We start from the raw sequence: 22,243 nt of genomic DNA on the forward strand, positions 1-22,243 counted from the left end.
CGCTCCGCAACGGTATCGGCGCGGTCTAGGCCGATTGGACGGGCAGGCCAACCGTCTCAGACGGCGAAGGCGCGCAGGAAGCGGCGGGCGGCCTCGGCGGCGCGGGCGTCGCGGTCGAAGGCCGGATGGGCCACGCCCAGCACGCCGCGCAGATGGCCGTGTCCCAGCACCATGCCCGAGAACATCTCGGCCGCGGCGTCGGGGTCGGGGACGCGCAGCCGTCCCAGGCGGTCCTGTTCGGCCAGCCAGGCGGAAAGCCGGCGCAGGCCCTCGGCGGGGCCGGCCTGATAGATGGCCTGGGCCAGTTCCGGATCGCTGGGGGACATCAGGGCGACGCCGCGCATCGAGGCGGCCGCCTGTTTTCCGCACAGCTTTTCCAGCATGCCCGCGGCCATCGCGGTCAGCACCGTTTCGGGATCGCCGCCGCTCCGCAGAGGCGTGCTGATGGCGTCCGAGCGGCGGGCGGCGAGGGCGCGGCCGATCTCCACCTTGGACGGGAAGCGGTTGTAGAGGGTCTGGCGCGATACGCCGGCCTTGCGGGCGATGGCGTCCATCGAGGCCAGGGCGCCCTTTTCCGAGAACAGGGCCAGGGCCGCGTCCAGAATGGCCTCGGTCTTGGTCTCGTCGATCTGTCCGGCGACCCGGGCCATCAGTGCGCGTCCACCGGCGGGCCGCCCGTCGCGGCCTTCACCGGACGGGACAGCAGGGTCACGAAGGCGGCGAAGACGCAGCCGACGGCCAGCATGGCGAAGGCGTCGCCGAAGGCCAGGGTCGTCGCCTGAAGATTCAACATGCCCTGGACCGCCTTCATCGCCGCGCCCGCCGGATCTATCGAGCCCGCGAACCGCTCCTGCATCCCGGCCAGCATGGCCTGCATGCCGCCGTTGGTCACGGAGATGTTCTGCGTCAGCTCGCTCATGTGCGAGGCGGTGTTGGTGGTCAGGGAGGTGTTCAGCAGGGCCAGGCCGAAGGCGCCGCCGACATTGCGCGACAGGTTCACCAGCCCCGAGGCGTTCTTGACCATGTGCGGCGGCAGGGTCGACATGGTCACCTGCTGGGCTGCGATCATGGCCATCATGACGCCGGCGCCGCGCAGGGCCTGGACCCCGGCGAACTGCCAGAAGCCCCATTCGCTGGTCACGGCGTGGGCGTCCCACATGCCCCAGGCGCAAAACATGAAGCCGCCGAACATCAGGATGCGGGCGTCGACCTTGCGCACCAGACGGCCCGCGAACGGCGCGGTGGCGAACATGGCCAGGCCGGAGACGACCATGGTCGTGCCCACCTCGGCCGCCGAATAGTCGCGCACCCGGGACAGGAACAGCGGCAGCAGGAAGGTGCCCCCGAACAGGGCCGCCCCGACGGTGAAGGTCATCACAACCCCGACCATGAAGTTGCGGTTGGTGAAGGCCCGCAGCTCCACCACCGGATTGTAATACGTCAGCGACCGCCAGACGAAGGCGGGACCGGTGATGGCCGCCAGCACGGCCAGCCACAGGATGTTGTCGTCCGCGAACCAGTCGTTCTTCGACCCTTCCTCGAGCACGAACTGCAGGCTCATCAGAAAGACGGCCATCAGGCCCAGACCCCACCAGTCGAAGCCCCTGGTCAGCGACGGGTCGCCCTTGTCGAAATTGGCGTAGCGGCCGACGAGGAACAGCACCAGCAGGCCCGGCGGCACATTGATGAAGAACAGCCAGCGCCAGCTGAGCCATTCGGTCAGGTGGCCGCCGAGGGTCGGGCCGACGGTCGGCGCAAGGGTCACGATCAGACCCATGACCACGCTGGCGGTGATGCGCTTGTCGGGCGGGAAGGCGGTAAAGGCGACGGCGAAGACCGTCGGGATCATGGCGCCGCCGACGAAGCCCTGCAGGGCGCGGAAGAAGATCATGGCGTCGATCGACGAAGACAGGCCCGTGGCCACGCTCATCAGCATGAAGCCCGTACAGGAGACGAGGAAGACCTTCTGCGTCCCCCACAGGCGCGAGAGATATCCCGACAGGGGGATCATCACGACCTCGGGGATCAGATAGGCGGTCTGGATCCAGCTGATCTCGTCGGCCGAGGCGCCGACGCCGGCCTGGATCTGCGGCAGGGACGAGGCCACGATCTGGATGTCGAGAATGGCCATGAACTGGCCGATGACCATGCCGGCGAAGCCCAGCAGCAGGATGGTCCAGTTGATCTTCGGGTCGGCTGACGGAGCCGCAGCGGCGGCGGTCACCGGACCGCGACGCCCGTGTTCGCGACGGCCGCGACGGCGGTTCCGGTCGCCGCCTGGGCGAAGCTGAGGCCGCCGCGGCTCTTCAGATCAACCTTGACCTCGACCGACAGGCCGGGTCGCAGGGTTGCCGCCGAGGCGTGGTCGACGCGGATGCGCACGGGCACGCGCTGGGTGATCTTGGTGAAATTCCCGGTCGCGTTCTCGATCGGGATCAGGGCGAATTCGGACCCGGTGGCCGGGGCGAAGCTGTCGATGTGGCCGGTCAGGTGTTGTCCGGGAAAGGCGTCGGCGCTGATCTCCACCGTCTGGCCGAGGCGCAGGCGGTCGAGCTGGGTCTCCTTGAAATTGGCGACCACATAGGCGTCGCCCAGCGGCACGATCGACAGGATCTGGCCGCCCGGACGGACATACTGGCCGACGCGCACGCCGCGGGCGCCGATGACGCCGCCGACCGGCGCGCGGATCACGGTGCGATCCAGGGCGATGCGGGCCTGTTCGACCTGGGCGCGGGCGACCTCGACGGCGGCCACGCTCTGATTGCGGGTCGAGCCCAGCACGCCGGCGGTGCGCTGTTCGGCGACCAGGGCGGCCTGCGCCTCGGCGACGCTGGCCTGGGCCGTGCGGGCGCCGGCCTGTTCGGTCTGGATGCGGGCCTGCGAGACCCAACCCTGCTCGGCCAGCCTGCCGTAACGGTCGACCTGCTGGCGGGCCAGATCGGCCTGGGCCTGCGCCTGCGCCACGCCGGCGGCGCGCGAGGCGATCAGGGCCTGTTCCTGGGCCGCGCGGGCGTCGACATTGCCGACGGCGGCGATAACGGAGGCCAGATTCGCCTCGGCCTGCGCGAGAGCGGCGCGTGCGTTGGCGTCATCAAGCCGGATCAGTATCTGGCCGGGTTCGACCCGTTGGTTGTCGGCCACCAGCACCTCGACGACATAGCCTTCGATCTGGGGGCTGACCTCGGTAGTGTCGGCCGCGACGAAGGCGTTGTCAGTCGCCTCCCACCGCTGCTTGCCCTGCCACCAGACCGCGCCGCCGATGACGACGGCCACGGCGACGACGGCGCCGACGATCAGGGGAAGGCGTTTCTTGAGGACGGGCGAAAGGGCCATGACGAGCTCGGCAAAGACATGTCGGGGAGGACGCGTATAAAATGGACGATACTGTCCAGAATTCAATCCCGCTTGTTTCGGCGCCGCAACACGTCTTGTTTCGCCCTGTCCGGAGTTCGTGATGCCTGCTGACCGCCCGCCCTCTTTCGTCGATGTCGCCGTGATCGGGGCCGGGGCCGCCGGCATCGCCGCCGCGCGGGCGCTGGCGCGGGCGCCGCTGGATGTGGTGGTGCTGGAGGCGCGGGACCGGATCGGCGGCCGGGCGCGCACCCTCGACATGAACGGGACCGGTCTCGACATGGGCTGCGGCTGGCTGCATTCGGCGGATGAGAATGTGCTGGCGGGCATGGCCGAGGCCCAGGGCTTTACGATCGACCGCACCCCGCCGCCGTGGGAAAGCCAGGCCTTCAATCACGAGATGTCGGCGGCCGAACAGGCGGAATTCCGCGCCGCCTTCGCCGCCTTCGAGGAACGCGTCGCCGAGGCGGCGGGCGGCGGCCGTGAAGGACCGGCTTCCACGATGTTCGAACCGGGCGGCCGCTGGAATCCGCGCATCGACGCCATCTCCGGCGCCCTGAACGGGGCCCGGTTCGCCGAGGTCTCCATCCGCGACTACGACGCCTACCGGGACACCGGCGTGAACTGGCGCGTGGCCGAGGGCTACGGACGTCTGATCGCCCGGCTCGGCGAGGATCCGCCCGTCGTCTCCGATTGCCCGGTCGCCCGCATCGACCGCTCCGGCCCGATCCTCAAGCTGCTGACCGCCCGTGGAACGGTCGAGGCGCGGGCCGTCATCGTCACCGTCCCGACCGACCTGATCGCCCGCGAGGCCCTGCGCTTCGATCCGCCCCTGCCGACCCTCGTCGAGGCCGCCGCCGGCCTCCCTCTGGGGCTGGCTTCCAAACTGCACATGACGGTCGATGGGGCGGACGATTTCCCGAAGGACAGCCAGTTGTGGGGCCGGGCGGATACGGCGGACACGGGCGGCTACCATCTGCGCCCCTTCGGACGGCCCATGATCGAGGGCTGGTTCGGCGGCGACATCGCCCGGGCGCTGGAGGCCGAGGGCGAGGCCGCCTTCTTCGCCTTCGCCTCGGACGAGCTGGTTCATCTGCTGGGCTCGGCCATGCGCCGCCGGCTGGCGCCCGTGGCCGCCTCCATGTGGGGCGCCGAGCCCTGGTCGATGGGCGCCTATTCCCACGCCCTGCCGGGCCATGCGGACGATCGGGCGCGTCTGGCGGCGCCCGTCGAGAACCGGCTGTTCCTCGCTGGCGAGGCGACCTCGCCCGACTTCTACGGCACGGCCCACGGCGCATGGATGGAGGGAGAGCGGGCGGCGCGTCAGGCGCTGTCGGCGCTCGGACTTGACCCCGGCCGCGGCCCCGGCGACGACGGGGCATGAAGCCTCCGAAGGCCCGCCCGAAAGCCGTGGTGAAACGTCCCGCCGTCATGACCGGCGCGGTCATTCCCACGCTCGGCTGGCCGCCCGACGAGGACCGGGTCGAGGCCGTCTTCGAACGGCTGTCCGGGGTTATGCCCGAGCCGAAGACCGAGCTGAATTTCACCAGCCCCTACACCCTGGTCGTCGCCGTCGCCCTGTCGGCCCAGGCCACCGACGTCTCGGTCAACAAGGCGACCGACAGGCTGTTCAGGGTCGCCGACACGCCGGAGAAGATGCTGGCGCTGGGCGAGGCGGGACTGGTTCCCTACATCGCCTCCATCGGCCTGTATCGCGGCAAGGCGAGGAACGTCATCGCCCTGAGCCGGATCCTGCTGGAGCAGCACGGGGGCGAGGTCCCGCTAAACCGCGCCGAGCTTCAGGCCCTGCCCGGCGTGGGGCGCAAGACGGCCAGCGTGGTGCTGAACGAACTGGGGATCGAGCCGGCCATCGCGGTGGACACCCATGTCTTCCGCGTCTCGCACCGGCTGGGGCTGGCCAACGCGGCCACGCCCGACAAGGTCGAGGCCCAGCTATTTCGCGTCGTGCCGGAGCAGTGGCTGCCCAAGGCCCACCACTGGCTGATCCTGCACGGCCGCTACACCTGCACGGCGCGCCGGCCGAAATGCAGCGCCTGCCTGATCAGCGACCTGTGCCCGTCGCGGGCGGGGCTTCAGGCGCTGGGCGAGGCGGCCTGATCTCCGTCAGAGCCGGGCGCGAACCGCCTCGGCGAAATTCCGGCCGCCTTCCGGCGCGGACCCCAGATAGAAGTCCGGCTCGATCATCTCGGCCTCCATCAGCAGCCATCCGCCGTCGGCGTCCGGGGCCATGTCGATGCGGGCGTACAGCAGGTCCTCGTCGATCGCCGCCAGCGTCGCCTCCGCCAGCGCCAGGGCGCCCGCAGGCGGTTCGGGAAGGGCGGTGTAGCCGCCGCCATACTGGACCTGCACCCGGAACTCGCCGGGCGCGGGCCGTTTGTTGACGACGTGGCTCAGCTTGCCGCCGAAGAACAGCAGGGAGGTCTCGCCCTCGGTCTCGATGGTCGGCAGATAGGGCTGGATCATCGCCGGGCCCTGCGGCGCGTCGGTCAGCGCGTCGCCGCGCGACAGCCGCAGCGTCTTCCACGCCCCGCCCGAGACCCGCGGCTTGACCACCAGCTGGTCGGTTCCGAACCGGTCGAAGGCGGCGTCGACGTCGGCGTGTGTCGGGCTGTCGATCCAGATCGTATCGGGGATGGCGATCCCCTTGTCGGCCAGCCGGCCGAGATAGCTTTTGTCCGAATTCCAGCCCAGCACCGACGGCGGATTCAGCATCGTCAGTCCGGCTTCGGCCCAGGTCGCGCAGGCCTGCATCCAGCGGTCGTGGTCGCGGTGATAGCCCCAGACGATCAGCGGCAGCACCAGAGGATAGCCGGTCAGGCCGGAAGCGTCCTCGACATGCGCCGTCCAGGCGCTGGGCGCGACCTCGATTCCGGCGGGCGCCAAGGCCTCGGCCAGCCTCTGCAGCACACCCTGCCACTGGCCGTCATAGGAGGGGTCGGCGGGGTCGGGCGTGAGGATGGCGATCTGTGTCATGCCCCGGGTATAGCGAAGCCTGAAAAACATATAAAGATATCCTTATATGTTTTTTTGTGGCGCGACGGCTCCGGTCCGTTAAAGGGCGCCTCATGATCCAGATCCCCCCAACCTATGACGTCTGCGCCGTCGGCAATGCGATCGTCGACGTCCTCGCCCCCTGCGAACCCGCCTTCCTGACGGCCCAGGGCCTGACCCCCGGCTCGATGCAGCTGGTCGACGCCCAGCAGAGCGCCGCCCTCTACGCCGCCATGGCGGCGGGCGTGGAGGCCTCGGGCGGCTCGGCCGGAAACACCGTGGCCGGCGTCGGCTCGTTCGGCGGCCGCGCGGCCTATATCGGCAAGGTGGCCGACGACGTGCTGGGCGGGGTCTTCAGCCACGACATCCGCGCCGCCGGCGTCGCCTTCGAGACGCCCCCGCTCAAGGACGGCGCAGTCTCGGGCCGCGCCACCGGCGTCTGCATGATCAATGTCACCCCCGACGGCCAGCGCACCATGTGCACCTTCCTGGGCGCCGCCAACCAGCTGGAAGCCGCGGACATCGACGCCGACCTGATCGGCGCCTCGGCCATCGTCTATCTGGAAGGCTATCTGTTCGACCCGGCCCCGGCCCGCGCCGCCTTCGAGGCCGCCGCCGCCGCCGCCCACGCCGCCGGGCGCAAGGTCGCCATCACCCTGTCCGACACCTTCGTCGTCGCCCGCTGGCGCGCCGAACTGCTGGCCTTCATCGAAGCGTCGGCGGATATCGTCCTGGCCAATGAGGGCGAGCTGGCGGCCCTGTTCGAGACCGAGGATTTCGACGCCGGCGCCGCCCGGCTGGCTTCGATGGTCGAGGTCGCGGCCGTCACCCGCGGCGAGGCCGGCTCGGTGGTCCTGTCGGGCGACGAACGCGTCGCGGTCGCAGCCTTCCCCGTCGACAAGGTGATCGACACCACGGGCGCGGGCGACCAGTACGCCGCCGGCTTCCTGCTGGGCGTGGCGCGGGGTCTGCCGCTGGAAGACGCCGGCAAGCTGGGCTCGCTGGCCGCCTCCGAGGTCATCGCCCACTGGGGACCCCGTCCCATGACGTCGCTGGAAGCGCTGGCGCGCGAGGCGGGGCTGATCCTGGGCTGATCAGACCGGCGTCCCCGCCGAGGCTGACAGGCGCAGGCCTTCAGACGCCTTCAGGATTGCGGCGTGCCGGGCGGCCTTGGGCACCCCCCTGAGACTCCGGGTCAGACGTTCGGCCTCGGCCTTGGGGACGCCGTCCCATGCCCGCATGTGGCAAAAGGACGGGACCTCGCGCCCGATCACGTCGATGTCGCCGACGAAGCGGTTCGACGGATGGGCGACGACAAAGGCCTGCCATTCGCCGGTGGATGTCTGGATGGCGACGAGATGGGCCATGGTTCAAAGTCTCCGGATCGTCACATACAGCGCGCCGTCGCCGCCGTGATGGCGCGCGGCCGAGGCGAAGCCCGAGACCACGCCTCGCAAGGTTGAACCCTGGAGCCACTCATGGACCGAGGCGCGGATGACGCCGGTCCCGCCCCGGCGGCCCTGCCCGGTGATCACCAGCACCGAGCGGTAGCCCCGCGCCTGCGCGCCCAGCAGGAAGGCGGTCAGGGCGTCCTGGGCCTGGAAACGGCCGAAGCCGTGCAGATCGATCCTCGCCTCGATCGGATCGCGCTCGCGCGACAGCCGGCGCTGGCGGCGCGGTTCCAGTTCCTCGGGCAGGCCGCGCGGGCGGGAGGAGGAAACAGGCGGCGGCGTATAGGGGGCGGGCGCGCCGCGGGCCTTCGCCTCTCCCTTCGGACGGGGCGCGGCGGGCGGATCGACGACGGCGGCTCCGGGAATGATCCGGGGGGGCTTCTTCGGTTTCGCGGGGGTGACCGAGCCGGCGACGCGGGCCCAGATGCGGCGGTCGTCGGGGCTCAGGTCGTCCCGGCGGCTCATGTCGTACCGGGCGCGGTCCCGTCGGCGTCCTCGTCGGAGCCCGGATCCTGCGGCCCCGGCGTCTGCGCGAGAAGATCGCCCGGCTGGCAGTTCAGCTCCCGGCACAGGGCGTCCAGGGTCGTGAACCGGATGGCCCGCGCCTTGCCGGTCTTCAGGATCGACAGGTTGGCGAGGGTCACGCCGACGCGGTCGGCCAGCTCGGTCAGCGACATGCGCCGTTCGACGAGGATGCGATCTAGCTGGACGCGGATGGCCATGGGAGCTCTCTATCTCGTGGCGCGTGAAGGGTCGACCCGGAGGGCGGCGCGAAGCGCCAAAAGGGCGGAGCCTTTTGAGCGCGCGGCCACATTAAATGGTCAGTTCGGATTCGCGGCGCAGACGCGCACCCTCGCGAAACACCTCGGCGAGAACGAAGACGACGAGGACGGAAAAGGCGGGGGTGACCAGATCGAACATGCTGGGCGGCTCAAGCGCGCCGCGCACCAGCCGCGACACCAGCGTCTGGCCGATCCAGGCGCCGCCGGTGACGATGGCCAGGGTCAGGCCGATCTGCTTCAGCCGGCTGACGTTGGCGGGCTCGAACGGATCGCCGATGCGAAGGCTGTACACGATGCGGCGCAGGTGGCGCAGGATCAGGGCGAAGCCGCCCAGATAGCCGGTGATGGCGCCGACGCCGAACAGGACATAGGCCCGGGGGACGGGCACGCTGGTGCCGCCGTCATCGGACGTGGCGGTCAGGCCCAGGGGGCCCATCGGCACAAAGGCCATGAAGATGAAGAAGAGGGCGGCGGCCAGGGTCAGCAGCGCCAGGATCCAGAAGGCGGCCCCGAGGGCGACGCCGAGAAGGCTGGACATGGATCCGGGACCAATTCCCGGAAGGGCGGGCGGGCGAATCCCGAGCGGTATCGTCTTCGGGAAGCGCATGGGCGGGCCTCGTTCAGGCCGGGGGTCGGGGCGAGGATGCCGCGCGGGGTCCGGCGAACCCACACGCGGGCTTATTCATCGCGATTGTCATGCCGATCGTCAAAGCTCCTGCGAGACATTCTGTTTGGCCTATCGCCCTGCGGGCTGCATGAGGCCGGGGAAGTATCACAGGGCCTGGATCAGGGTGGCGACCAGGGCGGTCGGCAGGGCGGCGAGCAGCATGGCGTTCAGGACGCCGTGGCCAACCTTTTCGATGAAGTAGGAAGCGTTCATGGTGTTCATGGTCTTTCTCCGTAGTTCCTGAGTGAGGGATGTTTTCACCCCTCGTTCGTTGTTCCGCTGGATCGATCTTGCCGGTTTCGGCTTGTTCGGGGAACGTCGCGGCGTCCGTTCTTGAAGACATAGATAGGACGTGCGTTGAAGAAAGTCATGTTACATATCGTTTAACGATATTAAACTTTGGCAATGGATTGTTGCGGAGCGCGTGATCGGGATGAAACTCAAGCTTATCAAGGGGATGCGTCTGGTGGTGGCGACCCATAACCCCGGCAAGGCGGTCGAGATCAACGCGCTTCTGGGCGGACATTACGAGGTGGTCACGGCCACAGCCGTTAACCTTCCCGAGCCTGACGAGACCGAGAGCACGTTCGCGGGCAACGCCTTGCTGAAGGCGCGCCATGCGGCGGACCTGTCCGGCGAGGTCGCCCTGGCGGACGACTCCGGCCTGTCGGTGGCGGCGCTGGACGGGGCGCCGGGCATATTTTCCGCCCGCTGGGCCGGGCCGGACAAGGATTTCGCCTTCGCCATGCGCCGGGTGGAAGAAAGGCTCGAGGAGATCGGGTCTGACGATCGCCGCGCCTGGTTCACCTCCGCTCTCGCCGTCGCCTGGCCCGACGGGCCCGCGGTGGTCGTCGAAGGCCGGGTCGACGGGACGCTGTCCTTCCCGCCCCGCGGCGACCGGGGCTTCGGCTATGACCCCATCTTCCTGCCTGAGGGGTATGGCGAGACGTTCGGCGAACTGGACCCGGCGCTGAAGGATTCGATCAGCCACCGCGCCCGCGCATTCGCCAAGCTGAAGGCCGCGCTGATTGACTGATCCGGTCCCAGGCCCTGGAGACGACGTCGCCCTGTATGTCCACTGGCCGTACTGCGCACGGATCTGCCCCTATTGCGACTTCAACGTCGTGCGCGACCGGGGGCGGACGGACGAACAGGCGGACCTGGTCCGCGCCATCCTGGCGGACATGGAGGCGCAGGCGGCTCTGACCGGACGGCGCCGGCTGGCGTCGATCTTCTTCGGCGGCGGCACGCCCTCGCTGATGGCGCCCGAGGCGGTCGGCGCGGTGATCGCCCGGGCCTGCGCCCTGTTCGAACCGCGCGGCCCGATCGAGATCACCCTGGAGGCCAATCCCACCGACGCGGAGGCCGGCCGGTTCAGCGCCCTGGCCGACGCCGGGGTCAACCGCCTGTCCATGGGGGTGCAGGCGCTGGACGACGCGGCCCTCGCCTTCCTCGGCCGCAACCATTCGGCGGACGAGGCCCGCCGGGCCGTGGCGGTCGCGGGCCGCGCCTTCGGCCGGCTGTCGATCGACCTGATCTACGCCCGGCCCGGCCAGACCGTGGACGGCTGGGAGGCGGAACTGACCGAGGCGCTGGCCATGGGGTTCGAGCACGTCTCGCCCTATCAGCTGACCATAGAGCCCGCGACGGCCTTCGGCCGCGCCGTCGCCCGCCACGCCTGGGCGCCGCCGGACGAGGACCTGTCCGCCGCCCTCTACGAGACCACGCAGGGCGTGCTCGAGGGTGCGAGGTTCGAAGCCTATGAGGTGTCCAACCACGCCCGCGGCGTCGCGGCCCGGTCGGCGCACAATCTGCATGTCTGGCGCGGCGGGGATTATCTGGGCCTCGGCCCCGGTGCGCATGGGCGGCTGACGCTGGGCGGAGCGCGGACGGCTACAGTCGCGCATAAGGGGATCGGGGGCTACCTCGCCGGAGTCGCGGCGGGCGCGCCATGGTCGGTACGGGCGACGCAGTCGCCAGTCGAGGCGGCGGAGGAGAGGGTGCTTCTCGGCCTGCGCACGGTCGAGGGGGTCGGGATGGGCGAACCGGCCGCCCTGGGCCTGTCGCCGGACGCCGAGCCGCTGGCGGGGTTGATCGCAGACGGCTTCCTGTCGCGGCGCGGCCAACGGATTGTTGCGACACCACGCGGCCGCCCGGTCCTGGACGCCGTGCTCAGGGCCTTGCTGGTATGACCGCCCTTGAGCGGCGCGGCCCCCGCTGGCACGGTCCCGCCGATGTCTGATCCTTCGCCGTTTCCGCCGACCGCTCCGCCGCCGCGCACGGTGGCGTCGGGCCTCTATCTGGTGGCGACGCCGATCGGGAACCTGCGGGACATGACCCTGCGAGCACTGGACGTGCTGGCCGCCGCCGATCTGGTGCTGGCCGAGGACACGCGGGTGACCGCCAAACTGTTGTCGGCCTACGGGCTGAAGGTGCGGCTTGAGCGCTGTGACGACCACGCCTCGGCGCGGGCCGCCGACCTGGCCATCGAGCGGCTGCGCGAGGGAGCTGTCGTCGCCCTGGTGTCCGATGCGGGCACGCCGCTGGTCAGCGATCCCGGCTTCGTCGTCGCCCGCGCCGTCATCGCCGAGGGGCTGCCGGTGCACCCGATCCCGGGTCCGTCCAGCCTGCTGGCCGCCTTGTGCATCGCCGGCCTGCCCGCCGATCGGGTCCTGTTCGCCGGCTTCCTGCCGCCGAAATCCGGGGCGCGGCGGACGATGCTGGAAGAGGTGCGGCCCGCGCGCCAGACGCTGGTCTTCTTCGAGAGCGGCCCGCGTCTGGCCGACAGCCTGGCTGACATGGCCGCCGTGCTGGGGCCGCGCCCCGCCGCCGTCGCCCGCGAACTGACCAAGCTGTACGAGGAATGCGTCCGGGGTTCGCTGGCTGAACTGGCCGTCGATCCGCGCTGCCGGTCGCCCAAGGGCGAGATCGTCGTGGTCGTAGGGCCGGGCGAAGCCGAGGTCGCTTCCGAGGCCGACGCCGATGCGGCGCTGGCCGAAGCCATGACCCGCCTGCCGCCCGGCGAGGCGGCCGCAGAGGTGTCCCGGGCCCTGAACCTGCCGCGCAAACCGCTCTATAAACGGGCGCTGGAGATGCAGGGCCGGTGAAACCGCCCAGGTCCAGCCATGGGCCCGCGACCCGGCTGAAGGCGCCGAAGATGGTGCGCGTCAAACGGGACTGGCGGGTGGGTCTGGGATCGAAGGCGCATCGGACCGGCCACGGATCGGAATGGCTGGCGGCGGCGCTGCTGATGCTCGAGGGCTATCAGATCCTCGGCTTCCGGCTGAAGACCCGGGCCGGGGAGATCGATATCCTCGCCCGGCGGGGTCGGACGCTCGCCGTGGTCGAGGTCAAGCGCCGGGCCACGCTGGAGGCCGCCCTGATCGCCCTGACCCCGGATCAGTTCGATCGCCTGCTGGCGGCGGGCCGGGCGGTGTTGCGTCAAAGACCCAGCTTGGCCGGTCACTCGCTGAGAATCGATATGGTGGCGCTGGCTCCCGGACGATTTCCGCGCCATCGTCGCGGCGTTGACGCCTTCGGGAGGGGCGCCCAATGACCCGCGACGACGCGATCGCCATTCTGACCGAGGCCGGGCAGGCCGAGGACGGCGCCTTTCCGCTGCTCGAGGCGGCGATCGCCTGCGCCATCCACGACTATCCGTTCCGGGACCCCGAGCCGGTTCGGACCCTGGCCAATCACGCCGCCGACCGGCTGACCGAGCGTATTATCGGCGAAAGCCCCGACGACGCGCTGGCCGAGACCATGGCCGCCGACCTGCGCCTCAACGGCGACCTGCTGCACTACGACGACCCCGCGAACACCGACGTCATCGACGTGGCCGAGCGCAGGCGCGGCCTGTCGGTGACCCTGGGCGTCTTCTATCTCGACGCCGCGCGGCGGGCGGGTGTGAAGGCGCAGGGCGTCGACTTCCCCGGCCATTTCCTGCTGCGCGTCGAGACCCCGGAGGGGCCGGTGGCGCTGGATCCCTTCAGCCAGGGCCGGCTGGTCCTGCCGTCGGAATTGACCCGCCGGGCGCTCCGGGCCGGACTGACGCCGCATGTCGCCGACCGGCTGGACGTGCTGATGGCTCCGGTCAGCGAGCGCCAGGCCCTGATCCGGATGCAGAACGTGCTGTTCAGCCGCGCCATCCGCGCCCAGGATTTCGAGGGCGCCGAACGCTCGGCCCTGCGCCGCGCCCTGCTGGATCCCGAGGATCATCGCCCGTGGCTGGACGTGGCCGCCGCACGGGAGAAGCAGGGCGCGCTGACCGGCGCCCTTGATGCCCTGTCCCATGCCCGGACGCTGGACGACCCGATGGAGGTCACGCGCCGGATGTCGGTCGATCGGGTGCGGCTTCAGCTTAATTGAAGCGGCCTGCCGCCTTTCGGGCTACTTGAGGCAGGACCAAGGCTTGCGCCGCCGCCCCGTGCTGCCCATTAGCCAAGCCTGACGCTTGGAAGGACAGGGCATGTTGAGAGTCGCGATCCAGATGGACCCCATCGAGGCGGTCAACATCGAGTCCGACACCACCTGGCTGATGATGACCACGGCTCAGGACCGGGGCCACGCCCAGTGGGTTTATGACTTCCGCACCCTGGCGCTTGAGGACGGCCGGCTGTTCTGCCGCGCCCGGCCGGTGACCCTGCGCCAGTCCGCGGGCGATCACGTCAGCCTCGGCGAAGAGGTGAAACTGGATCTGGGCGCCGACGTCGACGTCATCCTGATGCGCCAGGACCCGCCGTTCGACATGGCCTATGTCACGGCGACCTATCTGCTGGAGACGGTCCACCCGAAGACCCTGGTGGTTAACGATCCGGCCGAGGTGCGCTCGGCCCCCGAAAAGCTGCTGGTGACGCGGTTCCCCGGTCTGACCCCGCCCACGCTGATCAGCGCGGACCCGGTGGCGCTGGTCGACTTCCATGAACGTCATGGCGATGTGGTGCTGAAACCCCTGCACGGCGCGGCCGGCTCGGGCGTGGTCAGGCTGAAGGCCGGCGATCCCAATCTCGAGGCCCTGATCGAGATCCACATGACGGGCAGCCGCGACCCGCTGGTGATCCAGAAATTCATCCCGGCGGTTTCGAAGGGCGACAAGCGCATCATCCTGATCGACGGCGAGCCGGTCGGGGCCATCAATCGCATTCCGGCCAAGGATCAGGTGCGCTCCAATCTGCGCGTCGGCGGCACGGCCGCGCCGGTCGAGCTGACGGATCGGGACCGCGAGATCTGCGCCGCCATCGGGCCGACGCTGCGGGAGCGGGGCCTGTTGTTCGTCGGCATCGACGTGATCGGCGACTGGCTGACCGAGATCAATGTGACCTCGCCGACCGGCGCCCAGCAGTTGAAGCGGTTCACGGGCGTCGATGCGGCCGCCCTGATGTGGGACGCGATCGAGCGCAAGCGGGTCGGCTGATCTCAGGTTGAGCGCTGCCTTGAATTAAGGTTGCGCCCGACACGGGTTCGTGTTTCGTTCCCTTCCGGACAGCGGGAGGACACGGTGGCGGCTCGGGTGGTGACGGTCGCATTCGAAGGCGTCGAGGCGCGGCGCGTCGACGTTGAGGTGCAACTGGTCGGCAACGACGGGCCGATCGTCTTCGCCATCGTCGGCCTGCCCGACAAGGCCGTGGCCGAGAGCCGCGAACGGGTGCGCGGCGCCTTCGCCGGCATCGGACTGGCCCTGCCGTCGCGGCGCATCATCGCCAATCTGGCCCCGGCCGACCTGCCCAAGGAGGGCAGCCATTTCGATCTGCCGATCGCCCTGGCCCTGCTGGCGGCCATGGGGGTGATCGCGCCGGATGCCCTCGACGGATGGGCCGCGGTCGGCGAGCTGAATCTGGACGGACAGATCGCGCCCGTCGGCGGAACCCTGCCGGCGGCGGTGGCGGCCTCGGCCATGGGGCTGGGGCTGATCTGTCCGGAGGCCAACGGACCCGAGGCGGCGTGGGCGGGCGACGTCAACATCCTCGCCCCGCGGTCGCTGATCGGACTGGTCAATCATTTCAAGGGGACGCAGGTGCTGCGGCCGCCCGAACCTGGTCCGGTGAGGACGGGCGTGGCGGTCCCCGACCTGCGCGAGGTCAAGGGTCAGGAGAGCGCCAAGCGGGCGCTGGAGATCGCCGCCGCGGGCGGCCACAACCTGCTGTTCGTCGGTCCGCCGGGGTCGGGCAAGTCGATGATGCCGGCGCGCCTTCCGGGCCTGCTGCCGCCGCTGACGCCGCAGGAACTGCTGGAGACCTCGATGGTCTGGTCGGTGGCCGGTCTGATCGAGCGGGGAGCCCTGACCCGCGCCCGGCCGTTCCGCGCGCCGCATCACTCGGCCTCGATGGCGGCCCTGACCGGCGGCGGGCTGAAGGCCAAACCGGGCGAGGCCTCGCTGGCGCACAACGGGGTGCTGTTCCTCGACGAACTGCCCGAATATTCGGCCCAGGCGCTGGATTCCCTGCGCGCGCCGCTGGAGACCGGCGAGATCGTTGTGGCGCGGGCCAACGCCCATGTCCGCTATCCGGCCCGTTTCCAGCTGGTGGCCGCCATGAACCCCTGTGGCCGTGTTGCCTTGTCAACGCGTGTTCCGGCTTCTGGAAGGTGGAGCAGGTTGATCTCCACATCGTCACGGCCGATCACGATCCGCTCCGTGATCGCCTCGACGATCTGCCGTTTCTCTTCCTCAGGAAGGTCGTCCCACCGAGTGGTCAGGTCGCGAGCCTCCTCAAGGATTTCTTCGCGTGATGCGGCTGTGATCCGAAGGACGTCGAGCTCGGCTTGGAGGCGCGGCAACTCGTTCTCCACCTGGGCGCGGCGTGCAGAGAGTGGATTATGCCGGCGACCGAAGTCTTCGGTTGAAAGCGCCTTGGCAGCGTAGAGATCGAACAGGGCTTGTTCGTCAGACGCGATGCGCTTGAGTTCGGCTTCGGCTGTTTCGATCAGCCGCTGCTTTTCGCGCATGGCCTCGACCGCGGCCAGATTGTGCGCCTCGACCTCCTCAGGGGAGACGAGAATGTGGTGGAGCTGTTCGCGATAGATGGCCTCCAGGTCGCTGCTGGGGATCTTAGTTCGGCAGGTCTCACAGACGTACTTCGATGAGCCGGATCGAACGTACATCTTCGTTCCACAGACGCAGTGCGCGAAGCCAGCGAAGAGATGTCGGGTGCGGCGGGTGGCAGGCTTCGCGGCGGCCTTCCCCGCGTTCACGATGCTCGCGCATTCCTCCCAAAGGTCCTCCGGGACGACGGCTTCTACGGGCGTATAAACCCACTCGCTCTCGGGCTTCAGGCTCCAGTTTTTCCGACGATCGTCGGTGCGCGTGTAGTTCGCGCGATGGAGGCCCTTTGCGGTTGGGTCGAGAAGGAGCCGGGAGACGGTAGTATCGGAGAAGGGCGAACCGTTCCGAGTGCGATAGCCCCGCTCGTTGAGGATGCGAGCCACGGCCTTCTTCCGCCGGTGTTCACGGAATAGCTCATGAAGGAGAACGCGCACCGGAGCCTCGGCTGGATCAGGGACCAGACGCTTTTCGTGCCAGCGGTAGCCGAAGGGCGCAGCGCCGCCGATGGGTTTGCCGAGCTTCGCCCGGATCGGCACGGATGCGGATACCCGGTCTGCGATCTCCTCGCGCTCCCACTGCGCCATGGCTGCGATCATTGTGAAGAACAGACGCCCTGCCGGAGAGCTCGTATCGATCGACTCCTGGAGAGAAACGAGGTCGGCACCTTCGACGCGGAAGATTTCGGCGAACTCCAGCAGTTCGCGCGTATTGCGGGCTAGACGAGCAAGTTTGGAGAATACTAGGCCGGTGATCGCTTGTGATCGGACCAGGCCGAGCATCCGCTGGGTCTCCGAGTGCGCCATGACGGATTTGCCGCTGACGGCGTCGAGACGGAATACCTCAACGACGTCCCAGCCTTTCGCTTCTGCGTACCCGCGCGCGCGCTTTTCGTGGTGCTCCGGACTTTCGCCGCGCACCTGATCTTCCGTGGAAACTCTCAGCCAGATACCGACGCGTTTGTTCATGGCCCGTCCTCGCTGGTGCCAATGTACCGGTCTGGGGCCTAGTAGACTCCTGCGGCTGACAAGCCGTCAAGCGCAGCGAGGACAGTGGGTCACGCCCCAAGACCGTTCACTATCGCGCTGAAGGGCCGGGTCGGTGCACCATCCGTCATGAGCTTCAAATAGATGGTGCGGTTAGGCAGATTGAGCAGGTCGAGGTCCACGAAGGTCGGCTGGAATTCCCGGACAAGGGAACGAGCATCTTCCGCGCCGGTCCTGAAGACTACGAGACTGCCAGCATTCCCAAACACCGCGCTGCGCAGGTCTGGATCTAGCTGGCCGAGATGTTGATGGGCAAGCGTCAGGCCGGCTCCATATTTTCGCAGCTCCGACATCATGTTCACCAACGAAAGGGTGGTGAAGTTCTGGAATTCGTCGGCGTAGATGAAGAACGGGCGGCGTTCGGCGGGGGCGATGTTCGCTCGGCTGAATGCTGCCAGCCCTAATGTGGTGACGAGGAGGCCGCCCAAGATCATGCAGGCGTCTTCCCCGAGTTCTCCCTTCGACAGGTTCACGATCAGCCCGCGACTCTCATCCATAAGCGCGCGCAGGCGGACCTCCATCACCGGAGCTGCGAGGATACGAAACAGCGTCGGATCGGCTAGGAGAGCGCCGAGCTTGTTCTGAATCGGCGCCACTGCTTCGGCGCGTAGACGGGCGGGATAATTCTCGAATTCCGCCGTCCAGAACTCCTTCACCACCGGATTCTCGATCTTTCGCGCCACAGCTTTCCGGAACTTCTTGTCCGAGAACAGGCGCAGGATATCCGGCAAGGTAGCGTCGTCGCGCTCCAGGAGCGCGTAGAGTGCGTTCCGGAGCACATGTTCCATGCGCACGCCCCATGCTTGAGGCCACTGCTTTCGAAAGGTCTCCAAGATGCCGGCAGCCGCGAGGGGAATCCGCTCCGGCCGCACGCGGCGGAGCGGATTGTATCCGAATGGCTGTGTTGGGTTGGGTGCGTCCAGATAGGTGATGCGGTCCCGAAGCGCGTGGGGCGTCCACTTCCATACGCGCTCCGCCAGATCGCCATGGGGATCGATCAGCGCAAAACCGCGACCGGCGACTATGTCCTGCCGCAGCAAAATCTCGAGCAGGGTCGACTTCCCAACACCGGTCTTGCCGATGATGTAGAGGTGCGACAGGCGATCGGCCTGGGCAATGCCGACACGCTTCGTCGACCCGTGGAAGTTCGACACGCCGAAGAAGGACGGCTGGTCGCGAGGGTCAGTCATCGCCGTCTATTGTGTGTCTGAGCACCGGCCTGCGCACGACCTACAGCCGGCCCTTCTGGCGGCGAAAGCACTAAGAAAGGACCCCGAGCATCTCGGGGTCCCTCAGGTCAGTCGGTATCCGGATCATTGAACGTCTGCAGGTAGATGGCCGCATCGTTCGCCCGGGCGGCAGCCGTGAAGATGGCGCGGCGGTCGTCGTTCAGAATCTTGAGCCAGGAAGCGACGTACGCCGCATGATCCGGCCGGGGCTCGTTGGCGATCCCCAAGTCCGCGCAGAGGAACGCAGCACCGAGTTCGGCAACGAGCTCCTCCACTGCATAGGCATCGTCGCCGAACCGTTCGCCAAAGGTCCGGTTCAGACGTTGGGGCGCACCGCTCCAGTGCGTCAGCTCGTGGAGCAGGGTGCCGTAGTAGGCTTCGCTCGATGAACTGGTCGGCGAGCCCTTGAACCGGTCGCGAGCAGGAAGCTCGATACGGTCCTGGGCAAGTCGATAGCAAGCGCTCGAACCCCCATGGACAATCACCGCCCCGGTGGCGGCGACGAACGCATCCACATCGGCCAAGACGTCTACCGTAGCCATCGGAGCAGCGTCCGGAGGCTGCCAGCCGGCCACTTGGTCCAGGTTGAAGACCCGTGAGGCGCGCGCGATGAGCCGGAACCGGTCTGACTCATCCAGCTCTTCAGCTGGCGCCGTGTTCAGGTGGCGGTAAAACACGATCACCGTCCCGCGCTGGCCGCGGCGAACCTGGGCGCCGAGCCGCTCCCACTGCCGGTAGCTGGCCCACCATCCGGTGCCATAGCCGGACACAACGGCTTCAGCCCAAAGCGTCACGACGTTCACGCCCCGATAGCCGTGCCCGGTAAAGGCATTGGTCGGCCGGCCGGTCGCGGCGCTCACATGCCAGGGCATGACGAACTTGCCGGCGCCGGCCTCGATGGCGGCGACGATCTTGTCGGTAACGGTCCGATACAGGTCGAACCGGTCATTCGAAGGTACAGGGGGTTGCATTGCTCGCTCCTTGGCGCTGGGGAGCGTCGGACTATTCCGGCGCTCCCGGACGCCCGGGGAACGGAGCTGCAATCTGACGCCAGTCTCTCGCGCGGAGAGACGCCGGTCACGACGCCAAAGCGGCCCGGCCAAGGTCGACGCCAGCACCGCCAAACAGCCGCCGTGCTCGACGGCCTCCCGTCGGCGATCATGGGTCGCATGCCGCTGTCGCCAGATGAGATCGAGGAGTTCAAGAAGCGCTACGAGCACGCCTTCAATATCAAGCTCTCCGACGGAGAGGCCCTCGATCTCGCCGACCGTTTGGAGGAGCTGTATCGCATCGTCCTTGATCGCTCGGCCGCTCCGGACGAACTCCCACGCGCGCCCAACCCACCATGGCGTACACCGCCCCCAAATCCGGAAGCCGAGACCCACCCAAGGGAATAGCGCCGCGGTCCTCGCGCCTCAGCGGATCCGCTGGCCGAGGACGCGCCGGCGCGAGCACCCCCGCCGACCAGGGAATTCGGTAGCGTTCGAGAAAACTACACGTTAAACTAGCAGTTTCATCCTCGGGGGAGGTTCCAATGGCTGCCTATTACGTCAACGATAACGCCCAGCCCGTGTCTGGGGATCACGAGGTCCATGTATCGACCTGCAGCTGGTTTCCGCTGATCGCCAGCAAGACCTACTTGGGCGACTACTCGTCCTGCAGTGGCGCTGTCGCCAAGGCCAAAACGATCTATCGTTCATCGGACGGCTGCGCCTTCTGCTGCGCTGCCTGTCACAAGGGCTAGGCCTACAAGAGCGAGGAGCGTCTAATGGCAGGCAAGCTTCCAGGACGACCCAAAACTGATCGCTTCGGCCGCTTCGCTGGCAAGCTCGTGCTGGTTCTACTCGACAACAAGGATGGCCCGTCGATCCGCAATGGCAGATCGCTTTGGGCTGTTCAGCGGGCCCTTGAATACCAGGTTGGCGACAATCCCGAGGAGCTGATCGTCGTCCCTCCGGGCTTCGTCACCGACCTGGCGTCAGTGCCGCAGCTGGTCTGGACGTTCTATCCGCCGGATGGGCCGTGGGCGAAGGCCGCCGTCATCCATGACTTTCTGTATTGGACGAAGGGAACGGGCGAATGGCACGACCACGTCGGCATCACCCGGGACAAGCCGTACTCCCGGAAAGAGGCTGACGACATCCTGAGGGAGGCCATGGCCGACCGGAAGGTGGGGAAGTGGGAGCAGTTCGTGATCTGGTCGTCGGTACGGCTGGGCGGCGCAGGGGGCTGGGGACACTGAGGTGAGATTGCCGCGTCGCGATGAAGCGGCACGCGAACACACGGGGACGCCTTGAGGGGGGCTGAACATGAAGACCAAGCATTCAGTAGCGAGCGTCGGATTGGCCGTTCTGATGGTCTTGGCCGTCGCCTCGCCTTCAGCGGGCCGGCAGGCCATGTCGGACGCGCAGGTCAGACAGGCGATCATCCGACAATCGATCGCCAGCTATTCGGGCTCTTGCCCGTGCCCCTACAGCACTGCGCGCAACGGCAGTCGCTGTGGCGGTCGCAGCGCCTATAGCCGGCCGGGCGGCGAAGCCCCGTTCTGCTTCGCCAGCGACGTCTCCGCAGCGCAGGTCACCGCCTATCGACGCTCACACTAGGACGGTTGTCAGCCATCAGGACTTCCAGGGGGAACGCCATGTCGACCACGAGATTTGCCTGGTTCTTCGGGGCGCTCGCCCTGCTCTTCGCGCTGCCGAGCGTGAGCTACGCCGCCGATTGCACCGCCGCACAGCGCGAGGCGGCGGATCGCCAGCTCTGGCTCAATCAGCGCGACCGAAATCTTGCGAGCGAAATCGTGTTTCCGTGGGGCGCGCCGGTCACTGCCGAAACGTCAAACCAACGGCGCTTGGTCCAACGGGACTACGTGATCGAATATGACGATGACCTGCAGGGTCCGATATGGGCAGCCAATGTGCTCGGCTTGAAGAAACTGAAGGGCGGCCGCATCGACTGTTTCAGGCAGGATCCTCGCATCCCCGGAGCGGTAGCCTCGCGCCCGTCAGACTACGACGAGCCGATCTTCGACCAAGGGCACATGGTCCCGAACGCGGACATGACGTTCGCGCAAATTCCCATCATCAACACCTTCATCATGTCGAACATGTCGCCGCAGTTCTGCCAGTTCAACAGAGGCGTCTGGCAGATACTCGAGACATTCGAGCGGCATTGGGCCGAGGATGGGACGCCGGTCTATATCTTCAACGGCGCCGTCTTCGATCGGAACGGGGACGGGCTGCGGGACGAAGACGACGACAGCGTCAGAATGCGGTCTCGGTCCGGGCGCACCAACGTCGCCGTGCCGTCAGCCTACTTCAAGATCTTGGCGCGCCAAGGAAGCGACGAACGGCTGCACACCCTGACCATTCTCCTGCCGCACGATCAGACGGACGTGGATGGTCAAGCCGCCGTGGATTACCTGAGCGCCCACATCACGAACCTCGCGGCCGTCGAGCGCCTCACCGGAGCGGATTTCTTTCCCAGCGCGTCAAGTGGTGTGGCGGAGGATGCAGCGCTCTGGGACGTAACGGACGCGTCCTTCAGGAGCTTGGTGGCGGCACCCTGCCGCAGAACCACAGGCGCAACCATTGCCGCGGATAGCCCTCGGGTCTTCGTGTTGCCCTAGGGCGTGCGAGCCGGCTGAAAGCCGGTTCGCACCCTGGCCTG

The 22,243-nt window shown here is 68.1% G+C and carries 25 protein-coding genes and 1 pseudogene; 15 read left to right on the top strand and 11 right to left on the bottom strand.

What is annotated here, in order from left to right; translation table 11 throughout:
• Positions 1 to 56: 56 nt before the first annotated feature.
• Genes BrevBR_RS08060 through BrevBR_RS08070 form a run of 3 tightly spaced genes read right to left on the bottom strand, consistent with a single transcriptional unit; the run spans position 57 to position 3,333 of the window.
• Entirely contained in the window at positions 57 to 650 is a 594-nt protein-coding gene (locus tag BrevBR_RS08060; protein WP_332638866.1) for a TetR/AcrR family transcriptional regulator, read from the bottom strand.
• The gene (locus BrevBR_RS08065; RefSeq protein ID WP_340000545.1) at positions 650 to 2,224 is read right to left on the bottom strand and encodes a DHA2 family efflux MFS transporter permease subunit; all 1,575 of its coding nucleotides are present in this window, start codon (positions 2,222 to 2,224) and stop codon (positions 650 to 652) included. The genes BrevBR_RS08060 and BrevBR_RS08065 overlap by 1 nt, the downstream gene beginning before the upstream one ends.
• The gene (locus BrevBR_RS08070; protein WP_340000546.1) at positions 2,221 to 3,333 is read right to left on the bottom strand and encodes an HlyD family secretion protein; all 1,113 of its coding nucleotides are present in this window, start codon (positions 3,331 to 3,333) and stop codon (positions 2,221 to 2,223) included. Before BrevBR_RS08070 ends, BrevBR_RS08065 begins: the two co-directional genes overlap by 4 nt.
• A 121-nt stretch (positions 3,334 to 3,454) precedes the next feature.
• On the opposite strand from BrevBR_RS08070, the gene BrevBR_RS08075 reads away from it, so the two are divergent.
• Positions 3,455 to 4,735: a flavin monoamine oxidase family protein gene (locus BrevBR_RS08075; RefSeq protein ID WP_340000547.1), complete on the top strand. Its 1,281-nt coding sequence runs from the start codon at positions 3,455 to 3,457 to the stop codon at positions 4,733 to 4,735.
• A complete protein-coding gene (gene nth, locus BrevBR_RS08080; protein ID WP_445214748.1) occupies positions 4,732 to 5,469 on the top strand; it encodes an endonuclease III in 738 nt (245 codons plus the stop codon). The genes BrevBR_RS08075 and nth overlap by 4 nt, the downstream gene beginning before the upstream one ends.
• Before the next feature lie 6 nt (positions 5,470 to 5,475).
• Here nth and BrevBR_RS08085 read toward each other — a convergent pair whose 3' ends face one another.
• Complete coding sequence (locus BrevBR_RS08085; RefSeq protein WP_340000548.1) at positions 5,476 to 6,375, bottom strand: ATP-grasp domain-containing protein; 900 nt, start codon at positions 6,373 to 6,375, stop codon at positions 5,476 to 5,478.
• A 62-nt stretch (positions 6,376 to 6,437) separates the two neighbouring features.
• Here BrevBR_RS08085 and BrevBR_RS08090 point away from each other — a divergent pair, with 62 nt between their 5' ends.
• Entirely contained in the window at positions 6,438 to 7,457 is a 1,020-nt protein-coding gene (locus BrevBR_RS08090; RefSeq protein ID WP_332638871.1) for an adenosine kinase, read from the top strand.
• Here the strand turns inward: BrevBR_RS08090 and BrevBR_RS08095 are convergent, their stop codons facing one another.
• The 4 genes from BrevBR_RS08095 to BrevBR_RS08110 all read right to left on the bottom strand — a co-directional run bounded on the left by BrevBR_RS08095 (position 7,458) and on the right by BrevBR_RS08110 (position 9,134).
• On the bottom strand, positions 7,458 to 7,730 hold the full coding sequence (locus BrevBR_RS08095; protein WP_340000549.1) for a hypothetical protein: 273 nt from the start codon (positions 7,728 to 7,730) through the stop codon (positions 7,458 to 7,460).
• Between the two features lie 3 nt (positions 7,731 to 7,733).
• Positions 7,734 to 8,279 carry a Smr/MutS family protein gene (locus tag BrevBR_RS08100; protein ID WP_332638873.1) on the bottom strand — a complete coding sequence of 182 codons (546 nt, stop codon included), beginning with the start codon at positions 8,277 to 8,279 and terminating at the stop codon, positions 7,734 to 7,736.
• Positions 8,276 to 8,536, bottom strand: a complete 261-nt coding sequence (locus BrevBR_RS08105; protein WP_332638874.1) for a helix-turn-helix domain-containing protein — start codon at positions 8,534 to 8,536, stop codon at positions 8,276 to 8,278. The genes BrevBR_RS08100 and BrevBR_RS08105 overlap by 4 nt, the downstream gene beginning before the upstream one ends.
• Positions 8,537 to 8,627: 91 nt before the next feature.
• Complete coding sequence (locus tag BrevBR_RS08110) at positions 8,628 to 9,134, bottom strand: DUF2975 domain-containing protein (RefSeq protein ID WP_332638875.1); 507 nt, start codon at positions 9,132 to 9,134, stop codon at positions 8,628 to 8,630.
• A gap of 562 nt (positions 9,135 to 9,696) precedes the next feature.
• On the opposite strand from BrevBR_RS08110, the gene rdgB reads away from it, so the two are divergent.
• The 7 genes and pseudogenes from rdgB to BrevBR_RS08145 all read left to right on the top strand — a co-directional run.
• Positions 9,697 to 10,299, top strand: coding sequence for an RdgB/HAM1 family non-canonical purine NTP pyrophosphatase (rdgB, locus tag BrevBR_RS08115; protein ID WP_340000550.1), 603 nt, complete (start codon positions 9,697 to 9,699; stop codon positions 10,297 to 10,299).
• Positions 10,292 to 11,455 carry a radical SAM family heme chaperone HemW gene (gene hemW / locus BrevBR_RS08120; RefSeq protein WP_340000551.1) on the top strand — a complete coding sequence of 388 codons (1,164 nt, stop codon included), beginning with the start codon at positions 10,292 to 10,294 and terminating at the stop codon, positions 11,453 to 11,455. The genes rdgB and hemW overlap by 8 nt, the downstream gene beginning before the upstream one ends.
• Before the next feature lie 42 nt (positions 11,456 to 11,497).
• Entirely contained in the window at positions 11,498 to 12,370 is an 873-nt protein-coding gene (gene rsmI / locus BrevBR_RS08125) for a 16S rRNA (cytidine(1402)-2'-O)-methyltransferase (RefSeq protein WP_332638877.1), read from the top strand.
• A gap of 50 nt (positions 12,371 to 12,420) precedes the next feature.
• Positions 12,421 to 12,819, top strand: coding sequence for a YraN family protein (locus BrevBR_RS08130; protein ID WP_332638889.1), 399 nt, complete (start codon positions 12,421 to 12,423; stop codon positions 12,817 to 12,819).
• Positions 12,816 to 13,631: a SirB1 family protein gene (locus BrevBR_RS08135; protein WP_332638878.1), complete on the top strand. Its 816-nt coding sequence runs from the start codon at positions 12,816 to 12,818 to the stop codon at positions 13,629 to 13,631. The genes BrevBR_RS08130 and BrevBR_RS08135 overlap by 4 nt, the downstream gene beginning before the upstream one ends.
• Before the next feature lie 100 nt (positions 13,632 to 13,731).
• On the top strand, positions 13,732 to 14,676 hold the full coding sequence (gshB, locus tag BrevBR_RS08140) for a glutathione synthase (protein WP_340000552.1): 945 nt from the start codon (positions 13,732 to 13,734) through the stop codon (positions 14,674 to 14,676).
• Positions 14,677 to 14,760: 84 nt separating this feature from the next.
• Positions 14,761 to 15,804, top strand: a pseudogene (locus BrevBR_RS08145) (YifB family Mg chelatase-like AAA ATPase); the annotation flags it as partial.
• On the opposite strand, the gene BrevBR_RS08150 reads toward BrevBR_RS08145, so the two are convergent.
• From BrevBR_RS08150 to BrevBR_RS08160, 3 genes are all read right to left on the bottom strand, one after another.
• Positions 15,762 to 17,267, bottom strand: coding sequence for a recombinase family protein (locus tag BrevBR_RS08150; RefSeq protein WP_340000553.1), 1,506 nt, complete (start codon positions 17,265 to 17,267; stop codon positions 15,762 to 15,764). The pseudogene BrevBR_RS08145 and the gene BrevBR_RS08150 sit on opposite strands and share 43 nt — an antisense overlap.
• Positions 17,268 to 17,356: 89 nt before the next feature.
• Positions 17,357 to 18,535: a type IV secretory system conjugative DNA transfer family protein gene (locus BrevBR_RS08155; protein WP_340000554.1), complete on the bottom strand. Its 1,179-nt coding sequence runs from the start codon at positions 18,533 to 18,535 to the stop codon at positions 17,357 to 17,359.
• Positions 18,536 to 18,642: 107 nt separating this feature from the next.
• Complete coding sequence (locus BrevBR_RS08160; RefSeq protein WP_340000555.1) at positions 18,643 to 19,545, bottom strand: ArdC family protein; 903 nt, start codon at positions 19,543 to 19,545, stop codon at positions 18,643 to 18,645.
• Positions 19,546 to 19,707: 162 nt separating this feature from the next.
• On the opposite strand from BrevBR_RS08160, the gene BrevBR_RS08165 reads away from it, so the two are divergent.
• The 5 genes from BrevBR_RS08165 (at position 19,708) to BrevBR_RS08185 (ending at position 22,202) form a co-directional block, all read left to right on the top strand.
• Positions 19,708 to 19,971 (top strand): hypothetical protein, encoded by a 264-nt coding sequence (locus BrevBR_RS08165; RefSeq protein ID WP_340000556.1) that lies wholly within the window; start codon positions 19,708 to 19,710, stop codon positions 19,969 to 19,971.
• Positions 19,972 to 20,108: 137 nt separating this feature from the next.
• Positions 20,109 to 20,318, top strand: a complete 210-nt coding sequence (locus BrevBR_RS08170) for a hypothetical protein (protein WP_340000557.1) — start codon at positions 20,109 to 20,111, stop codon at positions 20,316 to 20,318.
• 24 nt (positions 20,319 to 20,342) lie between these two features.
• Positions 20,343 to 20,816 carry a DUF1353 domain-containing protein gene (locus BrevBR_RS08175; protein WP_340000558.1) on the top strand — a complete coding sequence of 158 codons (474 nt, stop codon included), beginning with the start codon at positions 20,343 to 20,345 and terminating at the stop codon, positions 20,814 to 20,816.
• Between the two features lie 67 nt (positions 20,817 to 20,883).
• Complete coding sequence (locus BrevBR_RS08180; RefSeq protein ID WP_340000559.1) at positions 20,884 to 21,177, top strand: hypothetical protein; 294 nt, start codon at positions 20,884 to 20,886, stop codon at positions 21,175 to 21,177.
• A 38-nt stretch (positions 21,178 to 21,215) separates the two neighbouring features.
• Complete coding sequence (locus tag BrevBR_RS08185; RefSeq protein WP_340000560.1) at positions 21,216 to 22,202, top strand: DNA/RNA non-specific endonuclease; 987 nt, start codon at positions 21,216 to 21,218, stop codon at positions 22,200 to 22,202.
• The last annotated feature ends 41 nt before the right edge of the window (positions 22,203 to 22,243 follow it).

It is taken from the genome of Brevundimonas sp. BR2-1 (genome assembly GCF_037626195.1).
In the GTDB taxonomy this organism is placed as follows: domain Bacteria; phylum Pseudomonadota; class Alphaproteobacteria; order Caulobacterales; family Caulobacteraceae; genus Brevundimonas.

Coding starts and splice junctions, on each gene's coding strand:
- BrevBR_RS08060 (WP_332638866.1), bottom strand. CDS start 650: ATGGCCCGGGTCGCCGGACAGATCGACGAGACCAAGACCGAGGCCATT.
- BrevBR_RS08070 (WP_340000546.1), bottom strand. CDS start 3,333: ATGGCCCTTTCGCCCGTCCTCAAGAAACGCCTTCCCCTGATCGTCGGC.
- BrevBR_RS08075 (WP_340000547.1), top strand. CDS start 3,455: ATGCCTGCTGACCGCCCGCCCTCTTTCGTCGATGTCGCCGTGATCGGG.
- nth (WP_445214748.1), top strand. CDS start 4,732: ATGAAGCCTCCGAAGGCCCGCCCGAAAGCCGTGGTGAAACGTCCCGCC.
- BrevBR_RS08085 (WP_340000548.1), bottom strand. CDS start 6,375: ATGTTTTTCAGGCTTCGCTATACCCGGGGCATGACACAGATCGCCATC.
- BrevBR_RS08090 (WP_332638871.1), top strand. CDS start 6,438: ATGATCCAGATCCCCCCAACCTATGACGTCTGCGCCGTCGGCAATGCG.
- BrevBR_RS08095 (WP_340000549.1), bottom strand. CDS start 7,730: ATGGCCCATCTCGTCGCCATCCAGACATCCACCGGCGAATGGCAGGCC.
- BrevBR_RS08100 (WP_332638873.1), bottom strand. CDS start 8,279: ATGAGCCGCCGGGACGACCTGAGCCCCGACGACCGCCGCATCTGGGCC.
- BrevBR_RS08105 (WP_332638874.1), bottom strand. CDS start 8,536: ATGGCCATCCGCGTCCAGCTAGATCGCATCCTCGTCGAACGGCGCATG.
- BrevBR_RS08110 (WP_332638875.1), bottom strand. CDS start 9,134: ATGTCCAGCCTTCTCGGCGTCGCCCTCGGGGCCGCCTTCTGGATCCTG.
- rdgB (WP_340000550.1), top strand. CDS start 9,697: ATGAAACTCAAGCTTATCAAGGGGATGCGTCTGGTGGTGGCGACCCAT.
- rsmI (WP_332638877.1), top strand. CDS start 11,498: ATGTCTGATCCTTCGCCGTTTCCGCCGACCGCTCCGCCGCCGCGCACG.
- BrevBR_RS08130 (WP_332638889.1), top strand. CDS start 12,421: ATGGTGCGCGTCAAACGGGACTGGCGGGTGGGTCTGGGATCGAAGGCG.
- BrevBR_RS08135 (WP_332638878.1), top strand. CDS start 12,816: ATGACCCGCGACGACGCGATCGCCATTCTGACCGAGGCCGGGCAGGCC.
- gshB (WP_340000552.1), top strand. CDS start 13,732: ATGTTGAGAGTCGCGATCCAGATGGACCCCATCGAGGCGGTCAACATC.
- BrevBR_RS08150 (WP_340000553.1), bottom strand. CDS start 17,267: ATGAACAAACGCGTCGGTATCTGGCTGAGAGTTTCCACGGAAGATCAG.
- BrevBR_RS08155 (WP_340000554.1), bottom strand. CDS start 18,535: ATGACTGACCCTCGCGACCAGCCGTCCTTCTTCGGCGTGTCGAACTTC.
- BrevBR_RS08160 (WP_340000555.1), bottom strand. CDS start 19,545: ATGCAACCCCCTGTACCTTCGAATGACCGGTTCGACCTGTATCGGACC.
- BrevBR_RS08170 (WP_340000557.1), top strand. CDS start 20,109: ATGGCTGCCTATTACGTCAACGATAACGCCCAGCCCGTGTCTGGGGAT.
- BrevBR_RS08175 (WP_340000558.1), top strand. CDS start 20,343: ATGGCAGGCAAGCTTCCAGGACGACCCAAAACTGATCGCTTCGGCCGC.
- BrevBR_RS08180 (WP_340000559.1), top strand. CDS start 20,884: ATGAAGACCAAGCATTCAGTAGCGAGCGTCGGATTGGCCGTTCTGATG.
- BrevBR_RS08185 (WP_340000560.1), top strand. CDS start 21,216: ATGTCGACCACGAGATTTGCCTGGTTCTTCGGGGCGCTCGCCCTGCTC.